The organism is Lolliginicoccus suaedae (genome assembly GCF_008312885.1).
In the GTDB taxonomy this organism is placed as follows: domain Bacteria; phylum Actinomycetota; class Actinomycetes; order Mycobacteriales; family Mycobacteriaceae; genus Lolliginicoccus; species Lolliginicoccus suaedae.
This window is the reverse complement of sequence record NZ_VSSO01000005.1, coordinates 192,339-208,948: the sequence shown is the minus strand read 5'-3', so window position 1 is coordinate 208,948 and position 16,610 is coordinate 192,339. Positions and strand designations below refer to the sequence as shown.

The 16,610-nt window shown below is 68.6% G+C and carries 21 protein-coding genes; 10 read left to right on the top strand and 11 right to left on the bottom strand.

All coding sequences use genetic code 11. The features are described 5' to 3' along the window. Positions 1–66: 66 nt before the first annotated feature. The gene (locus tag FXO18_RS14895) at positions 67–702 is read left to right on the top strand and encodes a DedA family protein (RefSeq protein WP_149361916.1); all 636 of its coding nucleotides are present in this window, start codon (positions 67–69) and stop codon (positions 700–702) included. A gap of 9 nt (positions 703–711) precedes the next feature. On the opposite strand, the gene FXO18_RS14890 is transcribed toward FXO18_RS14895, so the two are convergent. Genes FXO18_RS14890 through FXO18_RS14870 form a run of 5 tightly spaced genes read right to left on the bottom strand, consistent with a single transcriptional unit; the run spans position 712 to position 5,228 of the window. Then, positions 712–1,248 carry a peroxiredoxin-like family protein gene (locus FXO18_RS14890; protein ID WP_187774384.1) on the bottom strand — a complete coding sequence of 179 codons (537 nt, stop codon included), beginning with the start codon at positions 1,246–1,248 and terminating at the stop codon, positions 712–714. Between the two features lie 37 nt (positions 1,249–1,285). Then, entirely contained in the window at positions 1,286–2,389 is a 1,104-nt protein-coding gene (locus tag FXO18_RS14885; protein WP_149361914.1) for an ABC transporter ATP-binding protein, read from the bottom strand. Further along, positions 2,386–3,117: an ABC transporter permease gene (locus FXO18_RS14880; RefSeq protein WP_235900702.1), complete on the bottom strand. Its 732-nt coding sequence runs from the start codon at positions 3,115–3,117 to the stop codon at positions 2,386–2,388. Before FXO18_RS14880 ends, FXO18_RS14885 begins: the two co-directional genes overlap by 4 nt. A gap of 47 nt (positions 3,118–3,164) precedes the next feature. Further along, positions 3,165–3,983 (bottom strand): ABC transporter permease subunit, encoded by an 819-nt coding sequence (locus FXO18_RS14875; protein ID WP_235900701.1) that lies wholly within the window; start codon positions 3,981–3,983, stop codon positions 3,165–3,167. Between the two features lie 6 nt (positions 3,984–3,989). Next, complete coding sequence (locus tag FXO18_RS14870; RefSeq protein WP_149361912.1) at positions 3,990–5,228, bottom strand: ABC transporter substrate-binding protein; 1,239 nt, start codon at positions 5,226–5,228, stop codon at positions 3,990–3,992. Positions 5,229–5,368: 140 nt separating this feature from the next. Between FXO18_RS14870 and FXO18_RS14865 the strand changes: the two genes are divergently transcribed. The 3 genes from FXO18_RS14865 (at position 5,369) to FXO18_RS14855 (ending at position 7,163) form a co-directional block, all read left to right on the top strand. Further along, positions 5,369–6,049 carry a TVP38/TMEM64 family protein gene (locus FXO18_RS14865; RefSeq protein ID WP_235900700.1) on the top strand — a complete coding sequence of 227 codons (681 nt, stop codon included), beginning with the start codon at positions 5,369–5,371 and terminating at the stop codon, positions 6,047–6,049. Then, positions 6,042–6,665: a CDP-alcohol phosphatidyltransferase family protein gene (locus tag FXO18_RS14860; RefSeq protein WP_149361911.1), complete on the top strand. Its 624-nt coding sequence runs from the start codon at positions 6,042–6,044 to the stop codon at positions 6,663–6,665. Before FXO18_RS14865 ends, FXO18_RS14860 begins: the two co-directional genes overlap by 8 nt. A 183-nt stretch (positions 6,666–6,848) precedes the next feature. Beyond that, positions 6,849–7,163: a thioredoxin family protein gene (locus FXO18_RS14855; protein WP_149361910.1), complete on the top strand. Its 315-nt coding sequence runs from the start codon at positions 6,849–6,851 to the stop codon at positions 7,161–7,163. On the opposite strand, the gene FXO18_RS14850 is transcribed toward FXO18_RS14855, so the two are convergent. The 3 genes from FXO18_RS14850 to FXO18_RS14840 form a co-directional block, all read right to left on the bottom strand. Next, on the bottom strand, positions 7,155–7,757 hold the full coding sequence (locus FXO18_RS14850; RefSeq protein ID WP_149361909.1) for a hypothetical protein: 603 nt from the start codon (positions 7,755–7,757) through the stop codon (positions 7,155–7,157). The genes FXO18_RS14855 and FXO18_RS14850 overlap by 9 nt on opposite strands. 2 nt (positions 7,758–7,759) lie before the next feature. Further along, positions 7,760–8,647, bottom strand: coding sequence for a DUF3179 domain-containing protein (locus FXO18_RS14845; RefSeq protein WP_149361908.1), 888 nt, complete (start codon positions 8,645–8,647; stop codon positions 7,760–7,762). Between the two features lie 95 nt (positions 8,648–8,742). Continuing rightward, positions 8,743–9,630, bottom strand: coding sequence for a patatin-like phospholipase family protein (locus FXO18_RS14840; RefSeq protein ID WP_149361907.1), 888 nt, complete (start codon positions 9,628–9,630; stop codon positions 8,743–8,745). A 15-nt stretch (positions 9,631–9,645) separates the two neighbouring features. Here FXO18_RS14840 and FXO18_RS14835 point away from each other — a divergent pair, with 15 nt between their 5' ends. The 3 genes from FXO18_RS14835 to FXO18_RS14825 all read left to right on the top strand — a co-directional run bounded on the left by FXO18_RS14835 (position 9,646) and on the right by FXO18_RS14825 (position 11,561). Beyond that, a complete protein-coding gene (locus FXO18_RS14835; protein WP_235900699.1) occupies positions 9,646–10,416 on the top strand; it encodes a glutaredoxin family protein in 771 nt (256 codons plus the stop codon). Between the two features lie 39 nt (positions 10,417–10,455). Further along, positions 10,456–10,746, top strand: coding sequence for a hypothetical protein (locus FXO18_RS14830; protein WP_149361906.1), 291 nt, complete (start codon positions 10,456–10,458; stop codon positions 10,744–10,746). 233 nt (positions 10,747–10,979) lie between these two features. Beyond that, a complete protein-coding gene (locus FXO18_RS14825) occupies positions 10,980–11,561 on the top strand; it encodes a hypothetical protein (protein WP_149361905.1) in 582 nt (193 codons plus the stop codon). A 92-nt stretch (positions 11,562–11,653) separates the two neighbouring features. Here FXO18_RS14825 and FXO18_RS14820 read toward each other — a convergent pair whose 3' ends face one another. Then, positions 11,654–12,163 (bottom strand): hypothetical protein, encoded by a 510-nt coding sequence (locus FXO18_RS14820; protein ID WP_235900698.1) that lies wholly within the window; start codon positions 12,161–12,163, stop codon positions 11,654–11,656. A 356-nt stretch (positions 12,164–12,519) separates the two neighbouring features. Here FXO18_RS14820 and FXO18_RS14815 point away from each other — a divergent pair, with 356 nt between their 5' ends. After that, the gene (locus tag FXO18_RS14815) at positions 12,520–13,608 is read left to right on the top strand and encodes a GmrSD restriction endonuclease domain-containing protein (protein ID WP_235900697.1); all 1,089 of its coding nucleotides are present in this window, start codon (positions 12,520–12,522) and stop codon (positions 13,606–13,608) included. A gap of 130 nt (positions 13,609–13,738) precedes the next feature. After that, positions 13,739–13,861 (top strand): hypothetical protein, encoded by a 123-nt coding sequence (locus tag FXO18_RS16195; RefSeq protein ID WP_268884987.1) that lies wholly within the window; start codon positions 13,739–13,741, stop codon positions 13,859–13,861. Between the two features lie 109 nt (positions 13,862–13,970). Here FXO18_RS16195 and FXO18_RS14810 read toward each other — a convergent pair whose 3' ends face one another. Beyond that, positions 13,971–15,398 (bottom strand): dihydrolipoyl dehydrogenase family protein, encoded by a 1,428-nt coding sequence (locus tag FXO18_RS14810; RefSeq protein WP_235900696.1) that lies wholly within the window; start codon positions 15,396–15,398, stop codon positions 13,971–13,973. After that, positions 15,395–15,673 carry a zf-HC2 domain-containing protein gene (locus FXO18_RS14805; RefSeq protein WP_149361904.1) on the bottom strand — a complete coding sequence of 93 codons (279 nt, stop codon included), beginning with the start codon at positions 15,671–15,673 and terminating at the stop codon, positions 15,395–15,397. The genes FXO18_RS14810 and FXO18_RS14805 overlap by 4 nt, the downstream gene beginning before the upstream one ends. Positions 15,674–15,887: 214 nt before the next feature. On the opposite strand from FXO18_RS14805, the gene FXO18_RS14800 reads away from it, so the two are divergent. Next, complete coding sequence (locus tag FXO18_RS14800; protein WP_149361903.1) at positions 15,888–16,529, top strand: class I SAM-dependent methyltransferase; 642 nt, start codon at positions 15,888–15,890, stop codon at positions 16,527–16,529. The last annotated feature ends 81 nt before the right edge of the window (positions 16,530–16,610 follow it).

Here is a 16,610-nt window from a genome sequence, read left to right as displayed (position 1 = left end):
GCCCGCCGCCTAAGCGGTGGCAGTCCCCGCACCACGCTCGTCGGTGCTTCGTGCCAGGATGTAACCATGCCCCATGGTGACGGTGGGTCGATCGCCGGATTGTTCGAGACCCTTGGTGGGCAGCCGCCAGGGGTCGTCGCTCTGATCCTGTGCGGGCTGCTGATCATCCAGACGACATTTCTCGTGGGCTTGCTGCTTCCGGGCGATTTGTCCCTGGTGCTGGCCGGGATGAGCGTGTCCGGTCCCGCCGAGTGGCTGATCGTTGTTGGCGGTGGTGTGGTGGGCTGCGTGCTCGGCGCTTCCGGCTCGTATGTGCTGGGATCGCGGTGGGGGCCGGGGATTCGCCGCTCGCGCCTGGGCCGCGTGGTGGGGGAGAAGCGCTGGTCGCGCGCCGAGAGCTATCTGCAGGGCACTGATGGCGGCCCGACGATCATGGTGGCGGTGTTCATCCCGGTGGTGTTCGCGCTGACGCCGTTCACTGCGGGCGCGCTGCGAGTGCCGTACCTGGTGATGATCCGGTGGTGGTCGCTGGGAAGCCTGGGATGGGTGGCGATCTATGTGACGCTGGGCGCGGTGGCGGGAGAACTGGCTCGCCGCTATCCGGGCTGGTCGGTGCTGTTCGTCACGGGCACGGTGGTGCTGATCGTCCTGCTGGCGGGCACGATCCGGCACAAGTCGCACCAGTCGGCCCGCCCGCAGTAGGGGATGCTCTCAGTGCTTCTTGACGGCGGCGAGCACGTCCTTGACCGGCGGGTAGTGGCCGAGGGTGTGGCCGCGGTGCAGTAGTGCGATGGTGCCATCCGCGCCGAGGATGGCGAGGCCGGGGGCCTGGAGAGGATGCCCGGTGATCTTGCCCTGGCGTGCTTTGAGCGCGGCCTTCGCGTAGCGCCACCACGTCTCGGGGCTGAGCATCATCCACCAGTGGATCCGGGTGATGTCGAGGGCCTTGTACAGGGTCAGCTCGGGGTCGAGGAGCAGCGGGAAGCGCACGCCGTGGTCGATGAGGTGGCGGGCCTGGTAGTCGGCGGCACCACCGACACCAATGACGTCGGACCCCGCAGCGGTGAATTCGTCGAGGTGCTCGCTCATCTCCTTGAGGTAGGCCTGGCAGGGCATGCAGCCGTAGTAGCGGACCATGACGATGACGGTGGGGCGGGTGAGCAGCGCGTCGAGCTCGATGGGCTCGTTGTCGATGCTGTAGAGCGTGATGCCGGTGACGTGGTCGCCGACCTGGGCCTGGGTCTCCACGGTGGGATCCTCCTCTGGGTGTTGTTCCTGGGGATTTCTATTTCTGGGTGGCGGGTGCCGCGGAGGGAACCCGGCCAGGTTGCCGGGCCATTCCCGCGATGACGTGGCGGGCCTCGATCGGAACACTGAGGTTGATCGACGCTCCGGGTGGGAATGGCTGGGCGATATCGACCTCTGCCCACACGCTGGCTCCCCCTGCATCGGGGTCGATCCGCAGCCGCTGCCGCGCGCCCATCACGCGTGCCTCCATGACGGTTCCGGTGATGGCCGCACCGGTGGTTCCAGCCGAGTGAACGCGCACGCTCTCGTGCCGGAACACCAGCGTGCCCGGTCCTGGGGGCAAGTCCCCGGTGATCTCGTGATCACCCAGCACGCTGCGGTGCACCGTGCCGTCGCCGTGGCTGTGCAGCGTCCCTGGGATCTCGTTGAGCCCGCCCATCATGCGGTGCACGGCCAGCGTCGCTGGCTGGGTGTAGATCTCGCGCGGGGCAGCCACCTGCGCGAACCGGGCCTCGAGCAGCACCGCGATCCGATCGGACAGCACGGCCGCCTCCTGCTGGTCGTGGGTCACGAGCACGATCGTGGGCCGCAGCTCCGCCCGGACCTGCCTCAGCAGATCATGCATCTCGGTGCGCAGCGTGGGATCGAGCGCGCTGAACGGCTCATCGAGCAGAAGCACCCGCGGCGTGGCGGCGAGCGCCCGCGCGAGAGCCACCCGTTGTGCTTGCCCGCCGGAGAGCGCGCCCGCGCGCCGGTGCGCGAGATTCCCGAGCTGCACGACGTGCAGGTAGTCGCGGGCATGGTCGCGTGCTGCCCGCCGGCCCTTTCCTGCCGCGCGCGCGGCGAAGGCGACGTTGTCGAGCACATCGAGGTGCGGGAACAACAAGGGTTGCTGGAACATCATCGAGACGCCACGCTGCTCGGCGGGGACCGCGCTCATGTCCTGGTCGCCGAGAAGGATGGTGCCTCGAGTCGCGGTGTCGAGGCCGGCGATGATCCGCAGGATCGTGGACTTGCCCACCCCGGAGGGCCCGAGCACCGTGACGCATTCCCCGGCCTCCACATCAATGGAGACGTCATCAAGCACCACGTGCTCGTCGAACGACTTGCACAGGTGGTCGAGTCGCAGAGCCACGCTCATGAGCGGCGTCCTCTCAGGGCTAGCAGGGCAACAAGCAGCAGCAACGGAGGCAGCACGGCGGCCACCGAGAGCGCAGCGGTGATGGGCTGGTTGCCGGTGCCGGAGGCATAGGAGCCCACCAGTACCGGAACCGTCACCATGCGTCCGCCCCCGATGAGCAGCGTCACGATGTAGTCGGTCCAGCCGACAAGGAACGCGAGGAAGGCCGCTGTCGCCACCGGCGCGGCCAGCAGCGGTGCCTGGACATGGCGCATGACGAACCAACGTGATGCGCCCAGCACGCGCGCCTCCTCCTCGTAGCGCACATCGTAGGCACCGAATCCCACCCGCATCACATAGGTGGTGTAGGGGATCGCGAGGACCGTCAGGATCAGCACCACGCCAGCGAAAGCAGGAACACCGAGCCGCAGGAACAGCACATCCAGGCCCATCGCCACCGCGAACGGCGGGAACGCCAGGGGAGCGAGCAGCAGCGCCGCCACCACACCGCGGCCCCGAACCCGATGCAGGGCCAGCGCCCGGCCCGCCAGGATGCCCGCTGGCGTCGCTAGTGCTGCCACGCATGCCCCGAGCAGGGTGGATGCCACGAATGCGCTGCCCGCGCCCGCCTCGATCGCGGTGCGCGCGCCACGCAGCCCCCATTCCTGCGGCAGCACAGCGGGGAACGCCCACTGGTTCGCCAGCGCCCACAGCACCAGTGGCACGAGAGGCAGGGCGAACCACGCCACCAGTAGCCAGCGTCCCGGGCTCCATCTCCGGGGGCGGGCGCGCGTCACTACCGCCATAGCGAGGACCTCCGCGCCAGCACCAGCGCGATCGCCAGCACCGTCACCGACAGGATGCTCGACACCAGGGCCGCGGCCGCCGCGTCCGGCCTCGATGCCAGATCGATCGAGGAGAAGACCCGCACCGCCAGCACCGGCAGGGGCTCGGGATACGGACGCCCCAGCAGCAACGGGACCTCCACCGAGCCGAACGAGTACACAAAGGTGATCATCGCCGCCGCAGCGAGGGCGGGGGCCGCGAGGGGAAGCGTGACCAGCCGGAACCGCGTGGCCCGCCCCGCGCCCAGCGTGGCCGCGAGATCGGAGTAGCCCTCGATGCGGGTAGCCAGCGTTCCCGCGACGACGATCGCCACGAACGCGGATTCCTTCCAAGCGAACTCCAGGATCACCGCGACCCACCACGGCCCGCCAACGAGTTGCGGCCACTGCGCGCCCTCGATTCCAAGAAGCCGAGGAAGCAAGCCGGAATCCGCCACCAGCAGTCCGATCGCGGCAGCACCGATCAAGTGCGGCACCGGCACGGTCACCGCGGCGAGCACCGCGACCACCCGAGCGCGCGCGGCGATAGCGATGCCTGCGGCCAGTCCCACGATCACCGCGAGGACGGTCGAGGCGGCCGCGATCCACACCGACACCAGCGATGCGCGCACGAGGTCCTCGGCCTGCCCGGTGAACGCGCCCACGCTCAATGACGGCTCGCCCACCAGGGGCATCAGGCCCAGCGCTTGCAGTGCTGCCGTGCCCAGCCCGGCTCCGAGAACGAGCGCCACCGGCCCGCACGCGGGAACCAGCAGCAGTACCGGGCGCACGCGCGGCTACCGCCCGGCGAGCACGGACCGCCGCCAGCCCTCGTCGATCGCGGGCACCCACGCCGTCTCCAGCTCGGGCCGCGCATTGCGGGAGAGCTCCTCGTACGACGGCACGATCGGCGACGACGGCAGGGCCTCGAACGCCTCCCGCTCCGCTGCGCTGAGCCGGTCCAGATCGAGCACCGTGAACTGCCCCCACACCTCCGGCTTGGCCTTGCTCAGTTGCTGGTCCGGGGAGAGGGCCACGTTCGCCACCACCCGAGCGCCCGCGCTGCTGCCCGAGGTGGAGGGGATGGCGAGGAAGCTCGCGTTGCCCACCGTGCCTTCATCGAGGGTCAGCACGCGCGTGCTCGGCGGGAACGTTCCATTGGCCACGAGCTCGGTCAGCGTCGCGGGGCCGTAGGTCATGGTCATGTCGACCTGGCCATCAGCGAAGAGCTGATTGAGCTCCTCGATATCCTGCTGATACGTGCGCCCCTCCCGCCACAGCGCGGGCGCGAGATCGTTGAGCTCGTCGAACAATGCGGGCGCGTGCTCGTCGTAGGCCTCGTCGCTGTGCTGCAGCGGCACATCCTCGGACACGCGGGTGAGGACTTCCCGGATGAACACCGAGCCGGTGAAGTCCGGCGGCGCCGGGTAGGTGAAGCGACCGGGGTTGGCGCGCGCCCAGTCGAGCACCCCCTCGAGCGTCGTGGGTGGCTCGGCGATGCGTGCCTCGTCGTAGACGAGCGTGAACTGGGCCTTGTGCCAGGGGGCCTCGCAGCCATCGACGGGCGTGCCGAAATCGGAGATCAGCAGCGGATCCTCCGGATCGGTGTACTGCATGCTGGGGAGGCCGGAGGTCCAGTCGCATAGCCACGCGCCGGCCTGCTTGCCGGTGGCGAAGTTATCGCCGTTGACCCAGACTAGGTCGATCTCGCCATCGGTGATGCCGGCCTGCCGTTCGGCGAGCACGCGGTTCACCGCGTCGCCGGTATCGGAGACGGGGACGCGGCGCAGGGTCACGCCCTGCTCGGCCACCGCCGGAGCGAGGATCTCGTCGACATACCGGTTGCCCTGCTCATCGCCGCCCCACATCCACAGCGACACCGTTTGCCCCTGCGCGGACTCGACGACCTCGTCCCAGCTCCCCTCGGTGGGGGTCGGTGCATCCGAGGACGGCGCCGCGCAAGCGGACAGCATCACCGCTCCCGCCGTCGCTGTCGCCGCGAGCAGCCATCCGGCCCGGCGTTGCCTCGTCCTCATCCTTGCTCCTGACATCCTTGGCCCGTCCTAGCTCGACTGCTCCCGGCCCATCGATTGTGGCGGGAGCAACACTTCGCCGGGAACACTATGGGTAGTTCGGAGCATTCCCGTTACAGGACTGCCCACCCGAGAGGACCATCGTGAACGAACCCGCACGGCGCACCACGCTCATCAAGCTAGCCATGCTCGCGCTGCTGCTCGGCGTCGCCACGATCATCGCGCTGACCGTGGACGTGCCGGGGCCCGAGGAGATCCGGGACCGGGTCGCGGCCGCTGGGGCGATCGGCGTGATCATCTTCGTGCTCGCCTACGCGGGGCTGAGCCTCACCCCGGCACCGGCAAGCGTGTTCAGCATCGCCAGCGGGGTGCTGTTCGGCCTCGTTGGCGGCGCCCTGGTGGTGTTTTCCGCAGCCATGATCGCGGCCACCGTTGCTTACGGGATCAGCCGCTACCTGGGCGCGGAAGCAGTTGTGCGGTACGGCGGTGATCGCGCCGCGCGGGCCGTGGCATTCCTGCGCGAGCGTGGACTGGTTTCGGTGCTGCTCGCCCGGCTCATCCCGCTGTTCCCGTTCTGGCTGGTCAACTACGCGGGCGGGCTCGGCGGCATCGCGTTCCGCCACTACACGATCGGCACCGCCATCGGTATCATCCCGGGCGTGCTCAGCTACGTCGCGCTCGGCGCGTTCGGCACCGACCCGCTCTCCTGGCCGTTCCTCGCCGCCATCGCTGCGTTCCTGCTGCTCACATTGGTCGGCGGCTACTCCGCCCGCCGGATGCGCAGCAGCAAGCCGATGCTCGTGGAGGAGGCCGGGCATGCTTGACGCCCCGCTACGCGCCCGTCTCGATGCGCCGCTGGCCCGGGCAGCGAAGGCGCTGGACCGGCCGTGGATCAGCCCCGATCGCATCACCACCGCGGGACTGCTGCTCGGCCTCGGCAGCGCCGCCACCGCCGCTGCGCAACTGTGGGCGATCGCCCTGCTGCTGTGGCTGCTCTCCCGGCTCGCCGACGGGCTCGACGGGCCGCTCGCCCGGCTGCGCGCCCAGCGCTCCGGCACCGAGAGCGGCGCGGGCGGGTTCTACGACATCACCGCCGATTTCGTCGTCTACGGCACCACCGTCGTCGGTGTAGCGATCGGCGCGTCCGCCGCGTACGGCGTCTCGCTGTGGCCATTCCTGCTCGTGCTGCTCGCCTACTACCTCAACGGGGCCGCGTTCCTCGCTTTCTCCTCCATCGCCGAGCGCCACCACCGCACGCTCGACGACGGACGCTCCCTGTCCTTCCTAGGAGGCCTCGCCGAAGGCACCGAGACCATCATCGTCCACAGCCTGTGGCTGATCCTGCCCATGCTCGCCTGGCACATCGCCATCGGCTGGGCGGCGATCGTCGGCATCACCGCGGCCTGGCGCATCCACGCCGGGTACCAGGCGCTGCGATAGCGGCGGGGGGATTGCTGGGGCGGCGAGTGGAAACTTTTTCCGCTGGGAGCGGGAAAAGTTTCCACTGTCGCTGGTCAAGGGGACCAGCGCGAGGCGGCACCCCGGGAATGCGCGCGGGCAGCCAGCGGGTTCCGGAAGCTACAACCCGGAGAAAGCCCCGCCCCGCACGATGCCGAGGAGACCATGACTATCGAGATCCTGCACGTCCCGCATTGCCCGCACGTCACCACCGCCGAACAACGCCTCCACGAGGCCCACGACCGGCTCGGCCTGCCCCGCCTCGCTATTGTCCGAACCGAGCTGGCCAGCGAGCCCGAGACCCGCGATCACCCATTCGCGGGATCGCCCACCATCCTCATCAACGGGCGGGACGTGATCCCCGGCGCGCCACGGGTCCATCAGCTCGCGTGCCGCATCTACCGCACAACCGCGGGGCCGGACGGCGCCCCCAGCGTCGATCAGGTCATTGAGTCACTGCGTGCGGGTGAGTCACCGTAGCGGCGCGCGCCCCACAGCAGCCCGGCGAGCAACGCACCCACCGCCAGCGGATACAGCACTCCCCGCAGCGGCAGGAACACCGGTGCCGAGCAGCAGCAAGAACGTCGGCGCGCAGCACGCGAAACCGAGCAGGAAAACCGGAAGCACTCCCGCGAGCCGCGCCACGCCACCGGTTCGGCAGCGGGACACGTGCCGCGACGCGTGGACCGCGCTCAGCACGTTCGCCACGACCAGGATGGCCACCACGAGGCCCAGCAGCAGGTTGACCGGGCTGATGAACACGCTGGCATGCCCGCCGAGGTGCAGGGCAGCGACAGGCTCGAACACATACGGTGCCCGGGCTTGCCCCGCTGCCGACCAGCCCACGACATCCACCCCGCGCCCCGAGAGTGACCCGGACCACGAGAACACCACGTCGCCGATCGACACCAGGTACAGCGCGAGCACCACGAGCCCCGCCGCGAGACCAGAACGGCGCGCCACACGATCGGTCCAACCGCGCCTCGCCATCCGGACCGCCAGCGCAGCGAGCTCCACGATCCGGTCGCTCGCGGATTCGACGGCAGCGATCCCGCGCACTACTCGCGATGTCACCACTACCTCCGCTCCAGCAGCGTGGTCCGCGGATAGAAAGCCACCCAGGCGAACCACATTGCTTCCATGTAGTCGGCGGGCTCGCCGGTATCGGCCCGCACCACCCGCGCGGTCTCGAGCGCGGCATCCCACGAGGCGGTGCAGTGCTGCCCGCCCACCTCGAGATCCACCGTCCCGCGGTCCCGCACCACATCCTTGGGTATCGCCGCGGTCTCGCCACCGGCCCGCACGCCCAGCACCACTGATTTCGCCGACAGGGAATCATCGAAGTGCAGCGTCCGGAACATCACCGCATCATCGGCGTAGTACCCGCTCTGGTCGCGGTACGAGCCGTAGGGGTCCGAGCCATAGTTGCGCAGCGCCCCCGTATCGGTGGTCAGCACGACCGTATCGGGATGCTGCGCGCGCCACCGCCCCCACGTCGTCCACACCAGTGGGTGGGTGGGTAGCACAGTCCCGGCGAGCTTTCCGGTAATGGCGGTGCCGAGGATCTGCGGCCAGCGCGAGCCAGCCGGGCGGTCATACATCAACAGGTTCGAGTTCACGAGGTTGCCGCTAGTGCCGAACGAGACGACATCTTCGCCCGGGATCCCGGTGAAACCGACCGCCGTGCCTGTCAGCGGGCAATATGTCACCGAGATAGGTCGGCCCGCGACCGTGTCGTTGAAGATCTCATGCCACACCAGCACGAGCTGCGGGTACGCGCGATGCTCCCCGCCGAGCTCGAGGCCGAAAACAATGTCGTCATCGCGGGGGAACGTGGCATCGGAGGCCGCGACGAACCGTGGCTGGTCGATCGGCGGGATCCCATCGATGCCCGGGCCTCCCGGAGTAATTGCCCCCGCGAGGTCCGAAAGCTCGGGCGGCACCGGCGGCTCGTCATTGCACATCCCAGCACCTCTCGGAACACAGAACCTCGTAGAACTTCGTGTGCCGTGGAAACCCTGTCAACCACGGCGCGCCTTCCCAGGGGCACGCGATGCGCTCAGTGATCCCCGTGGTCGTGCTCCACCGTGCCCACCACGCCCGGGGCCGAGGACGACAGATCGATGTCGTCGAGGAACTCGCTGCTCGTCCGGTATGCCTGAGCGGCCAGCATCGCCGACTGGGAGAAATCGATGGGCACCACCCGCATGGGGCACAAGGTGGGCAGCACGATGATCGGAGCGGTAGTTGGAACCGTGGCAAGATCGGCACTGAGCTGCTGGTTCAGCACGATCGTCAACGCGTGCAACGCGATCGCCAGCGCGCTCGATGGGGACCTCTCCAGCGAGCACGCGAATCCCGTAGGCAGAACGAACACCCGATCGGCGCCTGCCTCCAGCGCCAGGCACACCGGATTGTTGGCCGTCACCCCGCCGTCGACGAGAAGCTCCGTGCCCCACCGCACCGGGGGAAGCAGCCCCGGGATCGCCGAGCTCGCCATGATCGCCTCCACCGCGGGTCCCTCCGACAAGCTCATCGCCTCGCCGGAGCGCACATTCGTCGCGATCACATGCAGCGGGATGCGGGCGTCAGCGAGGTCATCGAACGCCAGCCAGCGAGACACCAGGCGCCGCAATCCCGAGCCGGGCACCAAGTGATCACTGCGGCCGACCAGTCCGCGCACGCCCTGCATCACGCTCACCGGGAACACCTCGCGGAAGCTGATGCTCTCCCACACGCGACGCAGCTCCAGCGCAGTATCGGGGGTGGCCGCGCGCGACGCGAGGAACGCCGCGTTCAACGCACCGACCGAGGTGCCGACGAGCAAGTCAGGGACGACGCCGTGCTCGTACAGCGCGCGCACCATGCCGACCTGTACCGCGCCCGCGCTGCCGCCACCGGACAGGACGAATGCCGTCCGGCCACGGAACTCCGTCGACTCTCCCATGCGAGGTAAACCCGCGTGGCACCCCTCACCCTTCCCGGGCGCGGCACCCCGCGGGAATGCGCGCGGGCAGCCAGCGCGTTCCCGGAGCGAGACAACAGATCAAGACCTGCTGCGATCGATGCCGAGGAAACCATGACCGAGCCCGCTGTGACGTTCTACTGGCGTCCGGGATGCCCTTTCTGCACGTCGCTGCGTGCCCGGCTGCAACGCCTCGGCATCGAGCTCGACGAGCGCAACATCTGGCAGGACGAGGAAGCCGCCCGTGCGGTGCGCGCCGCCAACCGAGGCAACGAGACCGTCCCCACCGTGATGGTGGGTTCCACGCCGCTCACCAATCCGTCGCCGAAGCAGGTGCTGCGGGCAGCGCGCGCCCAGTATCCGGGGGCATACCCCGGCGCCGACGAGGCCCCGGCGGAGGGGCAGGGCACGGGGCGCGACTCCTGGCTGCTCGTGCTCCTGCCGGCCGTCGCGATCATCCTGTTGTGGCTCGTGCTCGCGGTCGCTAGGCCCGAGGCGACGTTCCACCTCGCGCCCCTGCTCACTGCCGGGATCCCTGCGTGGATCGCGAGCCGGCCGGGAGGCAGCGCGGAGCGCGCGTTCATCGTCGCCAGCGCTGCTGCCGGCGGAGCGATCACGATCATTGCCGCGACATTCCTCGAGCAGCTCGGGATGCTCGCCGGGCCCGCTCTGCTCGGCCTGCCGAACGCATGGACGGAAGCGGTCATCCTCGCGCTCGCGGGCAGCGTCCTCAGTGGCCTGCTCGGTGTGTGGCGGTCGCGCGCCTGACGCGCCATGCGGCCGTTGCGAAGGGCTAGGCTCAGGGGCATGCTGAGCCGCCCCTACCGCGAATGCGTCGTCGCCGACCGATTCGTGCTGGTCCTCGATAACCGGGTCCTGGAAGTCTTCGACCGGGGCGGGGTATCGCGCCGCTGGCACGTGCTGCACCTCGGGGTGACCGCCCGGCGCACCCGCACGGGCCTGGAGATCGTGGTGGGTGCTCGCGCGGACGAGGGCGGGCTCGAGCCGGCGAGCAAGCCCATCATTCTCGATGTGCCCGAGGACGAGTCGGCGCGCGTCGAGGAGTTCTTCGACGAGGTCAAGCGCGCCCGCGAGTAGGCAATTCTCCCCCTGGATAGACAATTCTCACAGTCTCGCGAGGCGTTGGCTGTGGCACCCTGGATGGGCAGGACTGGGGGTCCTGCGGCACGCGAAGGGGGAGGCGATTCATGGGCGCGCACGAAAGCGGCGATAGGTACCAACCATTCGGCCCGGACCATCAGGGTATTCCGCAGGATCACGATCCGTGGAGGCCACCGAGCCAGCGAGGCCCCGCCTGGCAGCCGCCCGGAATGCCGCCCGGTGCCGCGATGGGCCCGCCCCCGGCCATGCCCCACGCCGCCCACCAGGGCCTAGGGCTCCCGCGCAAGAAATCCCTGATCGGGCTGCTGATCCTGCTCGTGGTCGTCATGTTCGGCCTGCTCGCAGGGTTCATCGGATTCCTGTACTGGATCTTCGAGGTGCGCGGCGCGAGCCTGGTGCCTGATCCCGAGCCGGTGCCGGTGGCTCCCGGCGAATCATTCGACCAGCCCGCCACGCAGGATGATCCGCTGTCCTTCTCCGACGGACCAGCGCGGGAGCAGAGCACCTCCTCGCCCGCGGCGGGCGTGCGGCCCTGCCCATCCGCGCCCCGCGCAGGGGACCGCTGGCCCAGCGTGGGCGTCGGCACCACGACTACCTCGTGCGCGTTCGCCGAGCAGGTTCGTGTTGAGCTCAACACGATGGATATCGCCGTCGACGAGGTTGTCTGGACCGTGGTCGCCGACAGCCCCGTGACTGGCCAGTCCTACTCTCTGACCTGCCTCTACTACCCCGCGGGGACGGAATCGGTGGGCTGCGTGGGCGGCGATGGTGCCATTGTCAACGCCTGGTAGCGCCCTGCACGGCTAGCTGCTCCCGGAACGCGCGAGCCCCGCGCCAGCATGATTGCAGTGGCGCGGGGCAGCGGGATAGAGGCGGAGCTGGACTAGCGGTGGGCGCGACGAGCCGCGAGGGGCAGCAGCACCAGGGCGAGCACCACGCCGAACAGGATGTGCTCGGTGATGAACGTCGGGTAGCCGACCATAGTGGCCATATCGCGGATCGGATCCCCGCCACCGAGGATCGACGCGGTCAGCGGGAGCAGGACCCAGGTGCTCGCGACGAACACGGCGAAACCGTAGACGGCACCGGCGACAGTGAGCACCGCGCCGCGCAGGGCAGCGATCTTCGCGATGACGGCGAAAACGATTCCGTAGCCCGCGCCGATCATCATGTGCACCATTGCGCCCACGACCGCCGGGCCAGCGACGAACACGAAGTTGTTGCCCTCCATGGCGCCTTCCATGGACTGCATCATCGCGTCACCAGAAATGACGGAAGACGCGATGTGATAAAGCGGGGTGAAGAACCCGACGCCCTGATAGGTGACGGCCGCCATCATCGCGAACGCCGCCATCGCCAGGGAAGCAATGACACCGGCGATCGCACCGGTCACGGCCCACTTTCCCCATCCTGCGGTGTCCGTCCCATGCCCAGCAGCGTGTGGAGTGTGCGTGGTCATTTCTATTCTCCTTCGGTTGGTCCACGACCGGTCCTGGCCGTACGCAACCGAAACCCGGCCAGTGCCAGGCGGCATTCCGGTTTGGGGGAATTTATTGCACGGATTGTTGCGGTGGCGGGACGCCGTGTCATGCCACGGGCGCAGCGAGCTGGAAAGCCCCAGCGTGCCTCGGGGCGGACTTCGTTAGCTCCGTAACACGGAGCACGCTCCGGGCGATATACGGCTAAAATCACGCGTCGATTCCGCCGCGAAGTCACCGAAACACAGCGCCACAACGGGGGAGCAAGCATATGCCGCGCGCATCAACGATGGTAGGAATCGGGGCCGCAGTCCTTTTTGTCGGCGGGCTCGTTATCACACCGACGGTCGAAGAAGGGCCCGGCAGCGCTGCGGTAGAAAACACGCAGGCGCAGGCACCGACCACCAGTGCGCAGCCGCAGGCTACTGCGGCACCCGATGAGGCACAAGAGAGCAGTCGCGACAATGGTTTCAACATCCCCGATGATGCCTCGGACGAGCTGCGCCGTGCCTACCAGCAGCTTGCCTCGCTCGAGGTCAAGGGTCGCGCGCCCAAGACCGGGTACGACCGCGACCTGTTCGGATCGGCCTGGACTGACGATGTGAGGGTCGAGGCCGGTCGCAATGGGTGCGACACGCGCAACGACATCCTGCGCCGAGACCTCGACGACATTGTCATCAAGTACAACAGCAATGGGTGCGTCGCGCAGTCAGGCGCCCTCGACGGCCCCTATACAGGCCAGGCGATCTCCTTCGGGCGGGGCGGGGACACTAGCGATGTGCAGATCGACCATGTCGTAGCACTGTCGGACGCATGGCAGAAGGGTGCCCAGCAATGGAGCCCGGCCACGCGGCAGGATTTCGCCAACGACCCGCGCAATCTTCTCGCTGTCGATGCCGGAGCGAACATGGAAAAGTCAGACGGTGACGCTGCGACCTGGCTCCCCGCGAACAAGGCGTTCCGCTGCACGATGGTCGCGATGCAGGTCAACGTGAAGGCCAATTATGGTTTGTGGGTCACCCAGTCCGAGCGCGACGCGATCGAGCGGGTGCTCGACTCGTGCGCGGGGATCGACTTCCCGGGCCCGGTCCCGGGCATGATGCGCGACCGCGAGTCCGAGCCCCCAGCTCCAGTACGCACGCCGGAGCCGGAGCCGGAGCGTGCGCCCGCCCCGGAACCGGTCTACACCCCAGCACCTGAACCGGTGTACACGCCGCCTCCTGCCTCGGCTCCAGCCAGCGTGTACTACTCCAGTTGCAGCGCGGTCAAGGCGGCCGGAGCTGCCCCGATCCGTATCGGTGATGCCGGGTACAGCAGGAAGCTCGACCGTGACGGCGACGGCATCGCCTGCGAGAACTAGAAGAGAGGCAACCACGATGATCGGAAAGATCCTTGCCGGACTGTGCTGGGCCGGGCTGGTCTTTTTCGGCCTGGCGACTTTGGGCGGAGTGGCTGCGTGGCTAGTCGAGGGGGACCCGGCAGGACCTGGAATGACGATGGTAATGCTGTCGTTCGCGATGCTGTTCGGGTTCTTCCTGCTGCGCCGCCGCGAGAACAAGCACCGGAATGTCTCCGACCCGGTGCAGACGCACTTGACTGCGAGCAGCCTGTAGGCGGTTTGCTGGAGTTGTTCGCAAGCAGTATCACGCCAGCCGCATCGCCACCCGGTTTTCTGTGGCTGCTTCCACGCGGCACCCTCGGCGCAACAGGAAAATAGCGCCCCTACCGAGCGATCCTCAGCCAGGTCCGCCGCAGCGACGACAATGCCCCCATCGCGCGCTGGGCGCCAGGCGATTCGAGTTGCTCGCGGGTGTCTGCGATCGCGGCGTTCCAGATTCCGTCGTTGTAGGTCGGATACGGGTGCATCGTGGAGGCGAGATCGCGGGCGCGTAGCCCGAGCCGCACCGCGAGCGTGACTTCGCCAATGGTCTCGCCCGCCCGTGGGCTGACCACGGTGCCGCCGATGATGCGTGCCTTGTGGTCGAGGATCAGCCGGGAGAATCCGTTGGTGGAGTGCTCGGTGATTGCCCGATCGAGGTGGTCGTGGCTGATGGTGCGGGCCGTCAACCGGCTCGCGGAATCCGGATCGCTCACGCCCACCGATGCCACCTCGGGGTCGGTATAGGTGACCCGGGGGACCACTGTGGTGCCAGCCTTGCGGCGAAGCCCAAGCACCGCGTTGCTCGCGGCGATGCTGCCGAACGAGCCAGCGGCGTGGGTGAACTGGGGGAGCGGAGTGACGTCTCCTGCGGCCCAGATGCGTGGATTGGTGGTGCGCAGCGTGGGCGAGACGATGACCTGGCCACGATCGTTGGTGCGGACGCCGATCTGATCGAGCCCGAGGCCGGCGGTGCGGGCAGCACGGCCCACGCTCACCAGTACCCGGTCGAAATCGACCACCGTGCCATCGGACAAGCGCGCCCGCGAGTCCGCGATGCTCTCCACGGATGCGCCCGCAATCACAGTCGCTCCATCATTCTTGAGCGAGCGGGCCACGATCCGCGATGCATCCTCGGGCTCGCCCATCAGGATGCGGGGTGCTGCCTCAACGATCGTTGTAGTGGAGCCGAGACGCGCGAGCGCTTGTCCGAGCTCGCAGCCGATGCTTCCCCCGCCGATCACCAGCAGTCGTTGAGGCAGCTCCGTCAGCTCCCAAATGGTCTCGCTGGTCAGCGGGGCATGATCCGCGAGGCCCGGGATCGGGGGCAGCACGGGCGAAGCGCCGGTGGCGATGACGGCCTGGCGGAACCGGATGGGGTCGCCTTCGACCAGGACGGTGTCGTCGGTCGCGAATACGGCGTGGCCCGACCGCACCTCGATGCCCTCTGTCTCCAGAGCCTCCGGGGTATCGATCGGCTCGATCGTGGAGATCGCCGAGCGCACATGCCGCATCACCGCCGCGAAGTCCACAACTGGCTCGTCGAAATGCACCCCAAGGCTCGTGGCACGACGCGCGGCAGCCACATGATGGGCCGCAGCGAGCAATGACTTCGACGGCACGCATCCCGTCCACAAGCAGTCGCCACCCGTGCGGGCGGATTCGATCAGGACGGCGCTGGCACCGAGCTTGACCGCTGTCTTGGCGGCCACGATCCCCGCCGCGCCGCCACCGACGACCACGAGGTCGCGAATGTCGCTGTCACTGCTCACTGGTTCTCTCCCCTGGACAAGCGATCAACGAGCTCGTGCATGCGCTGCAACGCTGGCTCGGGCGGCAAGGACCGGCGTGCCCACGTTCCGACCGCGCCGTGCAGGAACCGGTACTCGTCCGCAAGGCCCTGGCATCGCTCGCACTGCGCGAGATGTGATTCCAGCCGGTGGGTCTCGTCAGCCGTCAGCGGCGCTGCCGGATCACGGTCCAGGTAGCGCTGGATGCGATGAGCAGACCAGTGGCAGGCCAGCATGGTGGCGAGGGTCCGGATCATTGATCATCTCCTGTACTCGGACCAGGGCAGGGCCGGGCGGTGGCAGCGGTCTGGGCGGTAGGCAAGGCACAGTAGGAAGCGGTCACGGGGAAGGAACACGATCACTGGCCGGGTTCCTTCCCCGACCACATCCTGTCGCCCGAAGCTACGCCTGCCCTGGCGAAGCACGCCACACCACGACCGCGTGACAGACCCGCGAGAACCAGGGAGCCCCATGCCCGCCATCTTCCCCTCCAAGTACACCGTGTCCGCCCGCTTCTACGACGCGATCTCCGCGGAATGGCCGGTCTACGGCGCGGGGCGTGAAGCAGCGATCCCCTTGCTCCGGCTCGACGAAGGCGCCCAGGTGCTCGACATCGGATGCGGCACCGGGCTGAACTTCCCCGGGCTGCAGCAACGCATTGGCCCCGGAGGACGCATCATCGGCGTGGACGCGAGCGCGCACATGGGCGAGCAGGCCCGCCGCAAGGCCCGCAGGCGAGGATGGTCGAACGTGCAGGTGCTCGAGGAGGACGCCACTACGGTTTCCGCCGCGCGATTGCGCGAACAGGTCGGCGGCGCGGGCTACGACGCTGTCATCGCGAGCTACGCGCTGTCGCTGATGGACGACTGGCCTGCCGCGCTCGCCACCATGGTCGCGGCATGCCGTCCAGGGGCGCGCGTCGCGATCATCGACATGCAGCCACCGCAGGGCCGAGCCGCGGTGTGGTCCCCGCTCGCCCGGCTGGCCTGCCGCGCGGGCGGCTCCGACATCCATGCGCGCCCCTGGACATTGCTCGACCAGTATTGCGAGGACATCGCCGCCCGCAGCGTGCGTGGCGGGCACATCCAGGTCCGGGTCGGAACGGTGCGGTAGGGGGTGCGGCGGGAGCGTGCGACGGGAGTGGAAACTTTTCCCGCCTCAACCGGGAAAAGTATCCACTGGCGCCCGGCGTCC

What these genes read in the sequence shown, in the direction of transcription:
- FXO18_RS14895 (WP_149361916.1), top strand. Translation starts at nt 67, where the DNA reads ATGCCCCATGGTGACGGTGGGTCGATCGCCGGATTGTTCGAGACCCTT.
- FXO18_RS14885 (WP_149361914.1), bottom strand. Translation starts at nt 2,389, where the DNA reads ATGAGCGTGGCTCTGCGACTCGACCACCTGTGCAAGTCGTTCGACGAG.
- FXO18_RS14870 (WP_149361912.1), bottom strand. Translation starts at nt 5,228, where the DNA reads ATGAGGACGAGGCAACGCCGGGCCGGATGGCTGCTCGCGGCGACAGCG.
- FXO18_RS14860 (WP_149361911.1), top strand. Translation starts at nt 6,042, where the DNA reads ATGCTTGACGCCCCGCTACGCGCCCGTCTCGATGCGCCGCTGGCCCGG.
- FXO18_RS14855 (WP_149361910.1), top strand. Translation starts at nt 6,849, where the DNA reads ATGACTATCGAGATCCTGCACGTCCCGCATTGCCCGCACGTCACCACC.
- FXO18_RS14845 (WP_149361908.1), bottom strand. Translation starts at nt 8,647, where the DNA reads ATGTGCAATGACGAGCCGCCGGTGCCGCCCGAGCTTTCGGACCTCGCG.
- FXO18_RS14840 (WP_149361907.1), bottom strand. Translation starts at nt 9,630, where the DNA reads ATGGGAGAGTCGACGGAGTTCCGTGGCCGGACGGCATTCGTCCTGTCC.
- FXO18_RS14830 (WP_149361906.1), top strand. Translation starts at nt 10,456, where the DNA reads ATGCTGAGCCGCCCCTACCGCGAATGCGTCGTCGCCGACCGATTCGTG.
- FXO18_RS14825 (WP_149361905.1), top strand. Translation starts at nt 10,980, where the DNA reads ATGCCGCCCGGTGCCGCGATGGGCCCGCCCCCGGCCATGCCCCACGCC.
- FXO18_RS14815 (WP_235900697.1), top strand. Translation starts at nt 12,520, where the DNA reads ATGCCGCGCGCATCAACGATGGTAGGAATCGGGGCCGCAGTCCTTTTT.
- FXO18_RS16195 (WP_268884987.1), top strand. Translation starts at nt 13,739, where the DNA reads ATGACGATGGTAATGCTGTCGTTCGCGATGCTGTTCGGGTTCTTCCTG.
- FXO18_RS14805 (WP_149361904.1), bottom strand. Translation starts at nt 15,673, where the DNA reads ATGATCCGGACCCTCGCCACCATGCTGGCCTGCCACTGGTCTGCTCAT.
- FXO18_RS14800 (WP_149361903.1), top strand. Translation starts at nt 15,888, where the DNA reads ATGCCCGCCATCTTCCCCTCCAAGTACACCGTGTCCGCCCGCTTCTAC.